The organism is Shinella fusca, assembly GCF_014203155.1.
GTDB lineage: Bacteria > Pseudomonadota > Alphaproteobacteria > Rhizobiales > Rhizobiaceae > Shinella > Shinella fusca.
This window is the reverse complement of record NZ_JACHIK010000002.1, coordinates 349147-361817: the sequence shown is the minus strand read 5'-3', so window position 1 is coordinate 361817 and position 12671 is coordinate 349147. Positions and strand designations below refer to the sequence as shown.

Annotated in this window: 11 protein-coding genes; 2 read left to right on the top strand and 9 right to left on the bottom strand. The window is 66.4% G+C overall.

The window, feature by feature from the left end; translation table 11 throughout:
• Positions 1-10 precede the first annotated feature (10 nt).
• From HNQ66_RS03940 to HNQ66_RS03925, 4 genes are all read right to left on the bottom strand, one after another.
• Entirely contained in the window at positions 11-1912 is a 1902-nt protein-coding gene (locus HNQ66_RS03940) for a HAMP domain-containing methyl-accepting chemotaxis protein (RefSeq protein ID WP_184141095.1), read from the bottom strand.
• Between the two features lie 248 nt (positions 1913-2160).
• Complete coding sequence (locus HNQ66_RS03935) at positions 2161-2529, bottom strand: DUF2200 domain-containing protein (RefSeq protein WP_184141093.1); 369 nt, start codon at positions 2527-2529, stop codon at positions 2161-2163.
• A 106-nt stretch (positions 2530-2635) separates the two neighbouring features.
• On the bottom strand, positions 2636-3133 hold the full coding sequence (locus HNQ66_RS03930) for a heme acquisition protein HasA (RefSeq protein ID WP_184141091.1): 498 nt from the start codon (positions 3131-3133) through the stop codon (positions 2636-2638).
• Positions 3134-3224: 91 nt separating this feature from the next.
• Entirely contained in the window at positions 3225-3920 is a 696-nt protein-coding gene (locus HNQ66_RS03925; protein WP_184141090.1) for a TonB-dependent receptor domain-containing protein, read from the bottom strand.
• Positions 3921-4042: 122 nt separating this feature from the next.
• On the opposite strand from HNQ66_RS03925, the gene HNQ66_RS03920 reads away from it, so the two are divergent.
• Positions 4043-5035 (top strand): dihydroxyacetone kinase subunit DhaK, encoded by a 993-nt coding sequence (locus HNQ66_RS03920; protein ID WP_184141088.1) that lies wholly within the window; start codon positions 4043-4045, stop codon positions 5033-5035.
• Between the two features lie 11 nt (positions 5036-5046).
• Entirely contained in the window at positions 5047-5697 is a 651-nt protein-coding gene (gene dhaL / locus HNQ66_RS03915; RefSeq protein ID WP_184141086.1) for a dihydroxyacetone kinase subunit DhaL, read from the top strand.
• 49 nt (positions 5698-5746) lie between these two features.
• On the opposite strand, the gene HNQ66_RS03910 is transcribed toward dhaL, so the two are convergent.
• The 5 genes from HNQ66_RS03910 to HNQ66_RS03890 all read right to left on the bottom strand — a co-directional run bounded on the left by HNQ66_RS03910 (position 5747) and on the right by HNQ66_RS03890 (position 12529).
• The gene (locus tag HNQ66_RS03910; RefSeq protein ID WP_184141084.1) at positions 5747-8056 is read right to left on the bottom strand and encodes an FTR1 family protein; all 2310 of its coding nucleotides are present in this window, start codon (positions 8054-8056) and stop codon (positions 5747-5749) included.
• Positions 8053-9603, bottom strand: a complete 1551-nt coding sequence (locus HNQ66_RS03905) for a multiheme c-type cytochrome (protein WP_184141083.1) — start codon at positions 9601-9603, stop codon at positions 8053-8055. The genes HNQ66_RS03910 and HNQ66_RS03905 overlap by 4 nt, the downstream gene beginning before the upstream one ends.
• Positions 9600-10127, bottom strand: a complete 528-nt coding sequence (locus HNQ66_RS03900) for a hypothetical protein (RefSeq protein WP_184141081.1) — start codon at positions 10125-10127, stop codon at positions 9600-9602. Before HNQ66_RS03900 ends, HNQ66_RS03905 begins: the two co-directional genes overlap by 4 nt.
• Positions 10128-10179: 52 nt before the next feature.
• Positions 10180-11226 carry an imelysin family protein gene (locus HNQ66_RS03895; protein WP_184141079.1) on the bottom strand — a complete coding sequence of 349 codons (1047 nt, stop codon included), beginning with the start codon at positions 11224-11226 and terminating at the stop codon, positions 10180-10182.
• A gap of 118 nt (positions 11227-11344) precedes the next feature.
• Positions 11345-12529: a cytochrome P450 gene (locus HNQ66_RS03890; protein WP_184141077.1), complete on the bottom strand. Its 1185-nt coding sequence runs from the start codon at positions 12527-12529 to the stop codon at positions 11345-11347.
• Between the last annotated feature and the right edge of the window lie 142 nt (positions 12530-12671).

Genomic DNA, 12671 nt, shown 5'->3' with positions numbered 1-12671 from the left:
CTGTCCCGCCTCAGAAATCCTCCCAGTCCTCCTGCCGGATCGCGGCATTGCCGGAGAACGCACCGGCAAGCCTGCGCTTGAGATCGTGCACCGGCATTTGTGCGGGAACGACCGGCCGTGCCGCCACCGTTTCGGAGAGCTTGAAGTGGGAGAGGAGCTCGTTGAGGGACGCGGCCTCGCGGGAGAGATTGTGGGTCGCGGCGGTGGTCTCCTCCACCATCGCGGCGTTCTTCTGCGTATCCTGGTCCATCTGGTTGACGGCCGTGTTGATCTGCTGGAGGCCGGACGACTGCTCCTGCGCCGCCTCGACGATGGCGCCGACATGGCGGTTGATCTCCTGCACCTGCAGGACGATGGTCTCCAGCGCGTGGCCGGTATCGTCGACGAACCGGACACCTTCCTGCACCTGCGCCGTCGAGGCGGCGATCAGCGCCTTGATCTCCTTGGCCGCCTGGGCCGACCGCTGGGCAAGTTCGCGCACCTCCTGCGCGACGACGGCGAAGCCCTTGCCGGCCTCCCCCGCCCGGGCCGCTTCCACGCCGGCATTGAGGGCGAGGAGGTTCGTCTGGAAGGCGATCTCGTCGATAACGCCGATGATGTTGCCGATCTCGCCGGACGACCGTTCGATCTGCTCCATCGCGCTCACGGCCCGGCGCACGACGGCACCGGACTGCTCGGCATGGCTGCGGGCCCCTGCCACCAGCACGCCGGCCTCCTGGGCGCGCCTTGCGGAATCCCGGACCACGGTCGTGATCTCCTCGAGCGCGGCAGCGGTTTCCTCGACGGCGGCGGCCTGCTGTTCGCTGCGCTTGGCGAGGTCGTCCGTCGCGGCCTTGATCTCGTTGGCGCCGGCGTCGATGCCGCGGGCGTTTTCGGCAACCCGGACCAGCGCCGATTGCAGCTTTTCGGCCGAGCTGTTGAAGTCGCCGCGCACGCCGTCGAGCGTTGCGGTGAACGGCGTCTCGATCCGGTAGGCGGTGTCGCCGTTCGACAGCCTGGAAAGACCCTCGGCAAGATTGTCGACGGCGAATTGCACCTCGGCCGCCTCCTTCGCCTTCAGGGCGTCGCGCTCGCGGCGCTCCTCCTCGCCGAGGACGCGGCCGGCCTCGGCATCGCGCTCCAGGCGCGCGCGTTCGATGGCATTCTCGCGGAAGACCTCCACGGCCCCCGCCATCGCGCCGATTTCGTCGTGACGGCCGGTGAACGGGACCGCGCTCTGCGCATCGCCGGCGGCAAGCGTGCGCATGGCGTCGGTGATGCGCTGGATCGGGTTGGCGATACGCGCGACGACCATGTAGATGCCCGAAAGGCTGATCAGGATCGCGGCGGACGCTGCGGCAAGCGACAGCAGGAAGGCATCGCCTGCGGCCTTCTCGGCCGCCGCCACCTCGCCCTCGGTCTGCGTCATGATGAAGGCGACGAGCTCGGCGATCTTGTAGTTCGTCTTGCGGGCGATCGGGTTCATCTCGGAGACGAAGACGGCGCGCGCCTCGTCCGGCTTGCGGTCCCTGATGAAGGCGACATAGGAGGCGCTGCGGTCGAGATAGGCCTTTGCCTGGGACCGGATGTCCTTGATGAGCGCCCGCCCGATCGGGGAGAAGAGGCCGGCTTCGTATTTGACGATGGACGTTTCGAGCTTGGCCTTCGCCGCATCGAGCAGGGCCGTTTCAGCCTGGAATTCGGCGTCGTTCGAGACCATGGAGAAACGCGCGAGCGCAAGGCGCACATCGGCAAAGTCGCTCTTCACCTCGCGCGAGGAAAGCAGCCGCTCGATCCAGAAATTGCCGACCTTCTCGCCGGAGGCGGTGATCGACCGGATGCTTTGCAGCGAAACGAACGACGAGAAGGCGACGATGACGATGATCGCGCCCATCAGCGCGATGAGGGAGGTTTTGATGGTGAGCTTTTTCATGATGACTACAGCCGGGACTCGGATACAAGCAGACTTCCCCACGTGCCCCCGCAGGCTTGCCCGCCCTGGCCGGAGCATCCATGTGGGAAGTACGGCCGCGGCGAAACATGCGGCCAGGCCGTCAGCATGATGCTGAGCGGCGTCCCCCATTCCCGGCGCCAACGGAACGCGGCAGGGAAAGACGCAGTAAAACCATACCCGATTGCTGCAGCGGCGCTTTGCGCAAGATCAACGACCAGGAAAATTCGTCACGATGACGCGGCAGGAGAGCCCCGCAGGATTTTCTCCATCGCCTTGCCTTTGGCAAGCTCGTCGATCAGCTTGTCCAGATACCGGATCTCGCGCATGAGCGGCTCCTCGACCTCCTCCACGCGGATGCCGCAGACCACACCCTTTATCAGGGATCGGGACGGGTTCATTCCGGGCGCCTCGGCGAAGAAATCCTCGAAGGTGGTTTTCCTCGCCAGTCGATCGCTCAGAGCTTCCGGGCTGTAACCGGTGAGCCAGCAGATGATCTCATCGACCTCCGCCTTCGAGCGCCCCTTCTTCTGCGCCTTAGCGACATAGTGGGGATAAACGCTCGCGACACTGACGGAATAGATGCGATGCCCGGCCATGCGCCCTCCTGATCGTTTCGACGGTATCCTTTCAAGATAGCGTAGGCGTGGGCCGGAACAATCGGTCGCGGCGTGACCAGATGCGGACGCATGATCGGCGGCCCGCTCACTCCTCGCGGAAGGCGCGGCTGAACGTGTTGTCCTGACCGTTCAGCACGCTGAGCAGGTTCGCGGGATTGCCCTGCATGATGCCATAGACGAAGTTGTGAACCGGATTCGCCGCGCCTGTGCCCGTGAGCCCGAGATCGTTGATGTCGATGTCCCAGGAAGATTGGGAGAACGTGTCCGTGCCGGAAGCATAGCCGAGCCCCTGGCCGAAAGTCGCGCCGTCCACGGCACCGGCAAGGACATGGGAGGTCATGTCGTAGTAGAGATCGCCGGCGCTGCCGGAATCGAGCACGACGGTGTCGGCGCTTCCCACTCCGGCGACGGTCGCGCTGGAGCTATCGGCGACGGCGAACTGGTTGCCGCTGAAGTCGGCCGGATTGTTCGAGAAAAAGCCGTAATAGCCAGGTGCGAAACTGGCGTCCCAGGCCGTCAGGTAGGTGAGGAAGTCGACGCCCACGCCGTCATTGTTGGCGTCGTTCAGATCGATCGTTGCCATTTGCTTTCCTTTCCAGGGTTGCTGCGGCCGCCTTGCGGCCGCAGCGGGTCTCACGCTCGGAACCAGATCGGGCACCGGCGCGAACGTTGGCTCAGAACCGGACCTTGAGCGACAGGGTCGCCGTGCGGCCGGGAGCGGGGAAGTCCGAGCTGTTCATGGGATCGACATAGGCGACGTCCGTCAGGTTGTTGACGGCGAAGCGCAGCGATGCGTTCTCGTTGAATTCCCACGAGCCGTAGATGTCGAAGGTGGTGAAGGGCTTCGCCCCGTAGACGGTCGAGAACAGGCCGAGCTGTTCGGAGGGGACGATGCGGTTCGCGCGGGTGCCGATATTCAGCTTTTCATCGAAGAGCCGGACGCCCACGTCGGCCGTGAAGCGGTATTTCGGCGCGACGGCAAGATAAAGGATCGTGCCGTTGCTCTGCGAGGTCGAATTGCCCCAGGGATCGTCGTTGTAGATCTTCGAGAAATCGCCCTTGGTGTAGGTGAACGAGCCGCCGGCATAATACGCTCCGGTATCGTAATTCGCCTCGATCTCGACGCCGCGCAACCGGGATTCACCGATAAGGTTGGTATAGGCGTAGAAGCTGTCGATCTGCCCGCCGGCCACCGGGCTGCCGGTCACGCTTCCAAGCGCGATGTAATTTTCAAGCGTCTTGTCGAAATAGGCCGCCTTGAGCCGGAAACTGTCCCCCACCGTCAACAGGTCGTCGCCGGCCAGGTTGAGCCCGATTTCCCAGGTCTTCGAGGTCTCCGGCGCTGCGGCTCCATCGCGATCCGGCGGCACGGCCCGTCCGCCGTAGCGAGCCGCTTGCGCTCGACACCATCGAAAGCGCCCTCGCCCGCTCCCTGAAGGTCGTTCGAGGGGCGCTGGCCGGCCAGGGCTGACGTTTACCGGAGGAGAAAGACATGCAGCGTTTCATCAACGACCCGGACCAGGTGGTCGAGGACACCGTGAAGGGCTTCGTCAAGGCACATTCCGACATCGTGCGCCTTGCCGAGAACCCGCGCGTCGTCGTGGCAAGGCAGGCTCCCGTCGCCGGCAAGGTCGGCGTGGTGACGGGCGGCGGCTCAGGCCATGAGCCGGCCTTCATCGGCTATACGGGCAGGAGCATGCTCGATGCGGTCGCCGTCGGCGAGCTCTTCTCCTCGCCGACGGCGAAGAGCTTCCACGACGCCATCCGCGCGGCCGATGGCGGCAAGGGCGTCGTCGTGCTCTACGGCAACTATGCCGGCGACAACATGAACGTGAAGATGGCGACGAAACTTGCCGCCAAGGACGGGATCGAGGTCGCCACGGTCGTCGCAAACGACGACGTCTGCTCCGCGCCCGCCAGCGAGCGCGAGAAGCGCCGCGGCGTCGCCGGCGAGATCTTCATGTGGAAGGTCGGCGGCGCCAAGGCCGCGACCGGCGCAAGCCTCGAGGAGGTCCGCGCGGCGGCCCAGAAGGCGATCGACCGTTGCCGTTCGATCGGCGTCGGCCTCGGCCCCTGCACGCTGCCTGCCGTCGGCCATCCGAACTTCCGGATCGAGCCGGGCACGATGGAAGTCGGCATCGGCCATCACGGCGAGCCGGGCGTGCGCGTCGAGCCGCTGAAGACGGCGGAAGAGGTTGCCAGGGACATGGTGAAGATCGTGCTCGACGACCACGGCCTGCCCGAGGGCACCGAAGTCGCCGTGCTCGTTTCCGGCCTCGGCGCCACGCCGCTCAACGAACTCTACATCCTCAACGATACGATCGAGAGCGAGATTTCAGCCCGCGGCCTGAAAATCCGCGAGACCTGGATCGGCAATTATTTCACCTCGCTGGGAATGGTCGGCGCGACGCTGACCGTCATGGCGCTCGACGATGAACTGAAGACGCTGCTCGACGTCGAGACGCGTTGCACGATCCTGCTCTGAGGAAGGAAACCATGCAGACTTTCGACAATACCTCCTCCGGCGCCATCGTCCTGTCGATGGCCGAACGGATCATCGAGAACCGCGCCTATCTCAGCGAGATCGACGGCAAGATCGGCGACGGTGACCACGGCGTGAACATGGCCAAGGGCTTCGGCATGGCCGCCGAGCGGCTGAAGGGCAAGGACGCCTCGCTTTCCCAGTCCCTCGATACGCTCGGCACCGTGCTGATGACGGAGATCGGCGGCTCGATGGGCCCTCTCTACGGCGTCATGTTCACGGAATTTGCGGAAACCATCGAGGGCGTGGAAAAGATCGACGCCGCGACCTTCGGCAGGATGTTGCATGCCGGCCTTTCCGGCATCCAGTCGATCGGCGCGGCCAAGGTCGGCGACAAGACGCTGCTCGACACCCTCGTCCCCGGCGTCGAGGCCTTCGACAAGGCGACGGCAGACGGGAAGTCTTTCAGCGACGCGCTCGACGCCCTGGTCGCCGCCGCCGAGGCGGGGCGTGATTCGACGCTTAACCTCGTCGCGAAGATCGGCCGCGCGAGCCGTCTCGGCGAACGCTCGCTCGGCGTCCTGGATGCGGGCGCGACGTCCTGTGCAATCATCCTCAAGGAACTTGCGCAAGGCGCCAAAGCAGCCCTTGCGAACCCATCGTGACCTTTACGCCGGCGGACCGCGGCTCCTGTCCCCGACCCCGACGTGCAGCTTATACCGCCTTCCGCTGCCGGACGAAGCCGAAGACCGAGATCGCCAGGAACGCGGCGACGAGCGCCTGCGCAAGCAGCGCCTCGCCGACCGGGTAGAGACCGAGATAGATCTGCAGCCATGGGCGATCCGGGAACCAGGCCACCGGCGTCGCGGAGACCAGGGCGGCCGTCTGGAGGCCGCGGATGCCGCTGCCGACCAGCACGACGCACAGAACGGCGAGCAGCGCGCCCGTCAGCCGGAAAAAGGCTGAGACGGGCAGGCGCGCCTCGAGGCCGAGCATGACATAGCCGACCCCGGCCGCCAGCACACCGCCCGCAGCAAGGCCTGTAAGCACCGGCAGGGCCGGCGCGTCGATCAGCAGCGCCTCGTAGAAGAGGACCGTCTCGAAACCCTCGCGGAAGACGACGAGGAACGATAGCGAGAACAGGGTGAACCATCCGAGGTAGCCCTTGCCGCCGCCCTCCGTCGCCTTCGCCGCGGCGGCCGCCTTGCGCCGGATCTCCGCGATCCAGTCGCCGACATAGGATTTGCGGAAGATCCAGTGCGTCACGTAGACGAGCACCGCGGCCGCGGCCAGCGCCGAGAGTCCTTCCAGCAGTTCCCGCTGGAGCGTGCTCAGGGCGAACAGGCGCCCGACGGCGAACCAGAGGGCGAAGGATCCGCCGAGCGCGGCGAGCACGCCGCCCGCCACCGGCCGGCGCCAGCCGCCGGCGCCGCGGGCGGGAAGGCCGCTCGCCTTCAGCGCGCCGATCATGCAGGCAAGGACAAGGACCGCCTCCAGCCCTTCCCGAAGGAGGATGGCCAGGGACTGCAGGAACGCTCCGAGACCCGAAAGTCTTGTGTCGAGGATGCGGGCTGCCTCCTGCGTTGCCGCTTTCATCCGCGCCACGGCAAGCGTCAGGGCATCCCCCGGCCCGCGGGCGGCCACGATGCGGCTGAAGCCCGGTTCCGCCGCGCTGCCTTCCCAGAAATCCGCCTCCATCTTCAGCGCGAGGGCCGGGGCGCGCGGCATCAGGCGCTGCTCGATATCGGGGTCGAAGAGTGCATAGGCTTCCAGCCGCTTCAGCTCGGCGTCTTCCCAATTCTCCGCCGCCGAAGCCGCCAGCATCTCGTCGAGGACATCCGGCAGGAGCGAAAGCGCCGCCCCGTAGCCGCCCTTCGACAGGTCGGTGCCATAGGCCGCGGCAACCAGCCCCCGCGCCTCCTCCGCAAGGCCTGCAACCTTTGTCCCGCCGCCCTTTTGCGCGATCAGTGCCTGCATTTCCCTGAGGATGGCCGAAAGCCTGTCGAAGGCCTGCGGCGAACGGGCGGCAAGGTCGTAGCCGAGGTCCCCGAACAGCATCTCCGCCCGGTCACGGAACAGCCCGGCCTCGAAATATTCGAAGGGAATGGCGATTTCCCCGTTCCGTACGCCTTTCTCGTATTCGACCGGCACGAGCGCCAGGAAACGCGCAAGCAGTTGGACCCGCCGGTCGCGCTCGTCAGGCGAAAGGCTCGCCGGTGCATAGGTGGCCAGCAGCGCTTCGATGCGCATGAGTGTCGCGTCAAGATCCGGCGCCTGCGGATCGTCCAAGCGGGTGAAGGCTTCGGCGATCTCGCCCGTCTTCTGCGCGCCGAGCCGGGCCGCTAGGCTCTCCGACAGAAGCGCATGCAGTCCCGCTGCCCGCGCAAGCGAGCCGGCAAGCTGGACCTCGTAACCGGCAGCGCGGTGGTCTCGCGCCTCCGCGACGGCCTTGCGCAGCTCGCCGGCATAGACGCCGAGCAATTCCGTCTGGATCACGCCACGCGCCTCGTTCGGCGCCATCCGGCCGACGCGCACCTCGCGCATGGCGATGCTGGCGGCCGTGTCGCGCGAGGTCCGGGCATATTCGCGGATGTTGAGCCAGCCGGCGGCTTCTTCCACCCGCCCCGCGTCGAGGCTCGAAAGCGCCGCGCGGAAGGCCCCGTCGAGCAATCCGGTCCAGACGCGGGCGCGCGCCGAGGCCGACGCTTCCGGATCCCAGCGCCCCACCGCTTCCGCGAAGGCTGTAACGGCCTTATCGACGGCCTCGACCTTGGAGGGCGCCGCCTCTTCATAGGCGGCCCGCAGCCGGGTGGACCAAAGGCCGCGAACGGCCTCCAGCCGCGCCGCGACATCCTCGTGCAGGCGGGTGTCCGGTGTCCGGAAGAGACGGCGCTGGATCTGGGCGCTTTCCGCGCGCAGGGCTTCGGCATCCTGCCAGGGCACGTCCGCCGCTGCCACGGTCCCGAAGGCAGCGAAGAGGAAGGCCAGCACCGGAAGGAACAGGCGGGCGGCTTGGGCGATCATGGATGGGCCTCTTTCCCGGCGGGCAGGGTGAATTTTCCGGCCGCAAGCTCGAAGGGGGGAATGATCAGGTCCGTCTTCAACGTGTTGTAGGCGAATTCCTGGGTGGCGACGCGATACCAGAGCCGGGCTTCAAGGATGAACGGCCCCTTCGCCTCCGGCGGAAGCGGCGCCTCGTAGGCGACGACGTCCTCTGCCTTCGGCGGCACACCGGGGCGGACATGGGTGACGGTCGCCGTGATGAAGGTCAGGTGATCGGGAATGCGCCTGCCGTCCGTATCGCGGAAATCCTCGCGCCAGATCACGGCGTCCGGGTCGGTCTCGCCGCGCTCGGCGTCGAACGCGCCCGAATGGTAGATTTCCGCGCCGGAGGCATCGCGGACGGCCACCTCCAGCCACATGTATTTCTGGTCGACCACGCCGGTCGGCAGATTGTGCCCGGCGCCGAGGTTCTGCACGGCGACAGTGAAGCGAAGCCTGCCGCCGGCAACGGCCGCCTCGCGAAGGGCAAGGCCCGCGGCCGAGCGCAGCAGCGCCCTCGTCGCCTCCCCCTGCCGGGCGATCAGCGCGGTGTTCCGCGCATCGGTGAGGCCCGGCAGGATGCCTCCGCGCAGGAAGGTCAGGTTGGAGCCGAGGCTGGTGTCGAACATCAGGTAGTTCGAGCCGACGAAATTGTGCGCATACCGCTCGGGCTTTTCGAGATTGCCGGCCCGGACCTGGCGGACATAGGCGGCAGGATCGGGCGCCATATGGCAATCCTGGCAATTGACGCCGTTCTCGGCATACCAGCTCCCCTGCCACTCGGCGAAGGTCGTCTGCACATGCTGGCGGCTCGTGGCTTTGGACATCGAGCTGTCGTAGGCCTCGGTGTGGCAGCCGCCGCAAAAATCCGAGCTTGCGATCAGCGCGTTGGTCCCTGCCGCCCCGAAGGCGCGGGCATGGTCGCGCGGCGCGGCAAGGATCATCGCGTCCGGCAACCGGTCGACGCCCGTGTTGACCGCCAGCGTCAGCGCGCCGTTGCCTTCCTTCGGGTCGGCATGGGTGGCGGTGTGGCACATCACGCAGGTGATGCCCTCCGTTTCCGCGTCCGATGGCATGACTGACTTGAAGCGGTTGGTCCGTCCCGCCAGCACCTCGCCGGGCGCATGGCATCCCTCGCAGAAGCGGGATTTCTCGATGCCGTCCCTGTGCAGCCCCTCGTTGATCCGCACCGCGCGCTCGTAGACCGTATCGCGGCCGGCGATGGCGTGGAGCGACGGCGCCCATTCATCGAACTCCCGCCGGTGGCAGGTCGCGCATTTCGCCGCCGACTGGATCGACGCAGGGTCGGCGAACCGGCCGTTCTCCGTCTGCAGCCGCGACGGCCAGAACGGCCGCGCCTTGCCGGCCGCATCCGGGCCGAACGGCAGACGGTAGAACGGGATATCGGCAAGCTCCACGCCCGGCTCGGGCGGCGCCGGCGCCAGGATGCCCGTTCCGAGGATGAAGACGAGCGCCAGGAAAGCGCCGAGCGCGGCCGGGGGGAGATGCGTCTTGAACTGGTACTTCATGGCAACCGCCGCCCCTGCCCGCCCGCCGGAAGCGCCCAATGCCGCATGGCGAGATGGGCGAGAAAACCGATGGCGGCTGCGAACGATCCCCAGAGGTGGAGGAAGGTCAGAACGTGCGTTGCCTCGAAGCTCCAGAACCAGAGCCGCCCCGCAAGATAGAGGGCGGTCGGCAGCGCCATCATCAATCCGGTGACGAGGACAAGGACGAATTTCACCAGGAGAAGCCAGGAAAGGCCGGTGAAGGCCGGCCGCTGGCTTCGCGGCAGTCCCCGCGCCACATGCCCGCCGATCCAGGAGACGAAGAGCGCGACGAACACAAGCCCGGCGGCAAGATGCCCAAGAAGGACCACCTCTCCCGCGTTCCAGTTTCGCGCGGCGAGGAATTCCAGATGCAGGCCCGTGCCGAAAAGGAGGGCGAACAGCAGAGATAAAACCAGCGCACGCCGGATGCCCGGACGCTTCGGGCCGTATTCCAGCACGAAGCGCCGGCAGGCGGGCTCGGGAAGGGTATCGAGACTTTCCATGCGTCCGGTCCTCCGGCCGGCAGGTCGCCGGCCGCATGTTCCGCGGCCTTTGTCAGCCGCGGATCTGCACGTCGGCCTTGGCGGCAGCCTGCAGCACCATGGCGACGATGCGGTCGGCGATGTCCTGCGCCTCGTTGCCCAGCGCGTCGGCCTCCTCGGCACCGAATTTCGTGCCGGCCGCCTCGCGGGCGCGCGTGTCCTCGACGAGCCCCAGCAACTCCTCGAAACCGGCCGTGATGCGGCTGTCGAGATCCGCATCGATTGCGGCCACCACCGGCGAAAGCGCCTGCGAATACATCCGCCGGCACCCGCTCATGATGCCTTCGACATCCGTCAGGCGACTCTGGGCGACGAAGGCGCCGATCTCGCCGGAGATGAACTGGGATTCCTTCCATTCGCCGAAATAATCGCCGACCGTCGGGGTCATCACGACGACGGAGGTTAAGGCGTCCTCGCGGTTCGGCTTCCAGGCCGTCATGTCGGCTTCGAGCGCTTTGGCCCATCTGGCCAGCCCCTGCGCCGCGCCAAGGCCCAGATTGGCGTCGAAGAGCATTTCCCCGCGCGTCACCTTGCCGTCGCCGTTAAGGTCCGCCGGCAGCTTGACGCCCTTCTCGTCCATGCCCCAGAACAGGGGCTCGGTGATGGTGTGGAACAGGTTGCCGGGCCGCTTCAGCACGGTGCCGTCCGGCAGCGGCAGGTCGTATTCGGCAACGTCCTCGCTCTCCGTGCCCGGATTGCCGGCATCGAGGATCAGGTCGTACTTGGCCGTCTCGGGAATGCCGGCGACGATCCCCTCGATCGTCTCGTAGTGGTTGGATGCCTCCAGCCACAGGGCGCGGATGGTGTGGATCCGCTCGGCGAGCCGGGCGCCCTCGGCAGCCCATGCCGCCGCATAGTCCCCGCCATGCGCGGCGATCAGCGCATGATAATCGGCAAGCCCCGCCTCCAGGAGTTCGGCCTGCGCGACCAGCCCGCGGCTGTGCTCGAGCGTGAATTCCTTGACATTGGCAAGGCCGAGGCCTTCCGCATCGTCCGCCGCGACGCCGGCCACGGGTGCCAGAAGCAATGCCGCAGCCAGAACCAAACCTCTTCCATTCATGACCAGATCCCCCAAACGAAACAGAGTTGCGAATGGTTATCGGTCGCAGGACGGCCGTTCTTTGCGCCAGCGCAATGTGGAGGAATTCAGGAAGGTTTTCTTCGCGATAGCCGCCCCGTCACGCCGACGCGAGGAAGAGGGACGAAAATCCGCTCGCGGGATAGATTGCGCGGGCCGGCTCCGCGCCGGAAAGCAGCGTGAAAGATGCAAGCCCGTCGAGAAGCTCGTCCAGCATGACGTAGAGTTGCATCCGCGCCAGCCCCGCGCCCGGGCAGACATGGATGCCGGCGCCATAGAGCAGGTTCCGCGCCTGATCCCGCTCAAGCTGGAATTGCTCCGCATCGTCGAAGACCGCGCCGTCCCGGTTTGCCGATGCCCACATCACCGTTATCCGGTCTCCCGCCTGAAGCGTCCGTCCGCCGAGGGTTACCGCACGGGTGGCGACGCGGCGATTGGAGATGAGCGGCCCGTGAAGCCGCAGGATCTCGTCGATCGCCTGCGGCAGCAGGGCCCGGTCCCGGCGAAGCGCGTCCTGGATATCGGGCCGTCCGGCGAGGAAGTGAAGGATGATGCCGACGCAGGCGGCGATGGTTCCAAGCTCGCCGACCGTCCAGTTGCGCAGGATGCTGACGATGCGGGAATGGTCCAGCCTCCGCCCGTCGACGCTCTGGCGCAGCAGGCAGGTGGTGAGGTCGTCGCCGGCAGCGGCTCCCGCCCGTTCGCGCAGTTCGAGCTGTGCGCGGATATGGCCGTCGAACTCGAGGGCGACGGAGGCCATCTCTTCCCCATCCCGGGCAAGCGTCGCGGCACGGTTCCGGTAGATCCATTGCAGCAGCGGCGCATGCAGGCCTTGCGGCCAGCCGAGGAAGCCGCACTGGATGCGCACCGCATAGGGCTCCGCGACATCCCGGATGATGTCGCGGGAAAGGTCTCTTGCCAGTTCCGCCACGAGATCGCGCGCGATCCGGCGGAAGACGGGCTCGAATGCCGCAATGCGCTCCGGTGCGAAATAGGGCTCGATCATGTCGCGGTAGAGCGTGTGCTCGGGCGGGTCCATCCCGTTGGGAACGGACGGATGGCGCGAAACCTGGTTGCTGAAGGTCTCGTGATCGCCGAGAACCCGCAGGACATCCGCATGGCGGAAGAGAGACCATCCGAGATAGTCGCTATGGGCGACGGGACATTCCTTCCGCATCCGGTCATACGCGCTGATCTGGTCCCGCTGGACCTCGGGACTGCGCGGATCCCAATCGACCGGACATTCCCGCGCGTTTCGACCTTCTTTCCGGACCTGCTGTTCCATTGCCCACCTATCCTGCCGTTTGCGACAGGTAGCGCAGCAGATGACCGTCAGGTCTTTGTTCCCTCACAAAGAACTCTGCGCGATTTCACCGTTGCTCACCTTTGCGAAATGATAATGCGGTATTCAGCGGAAACCCTCGCAT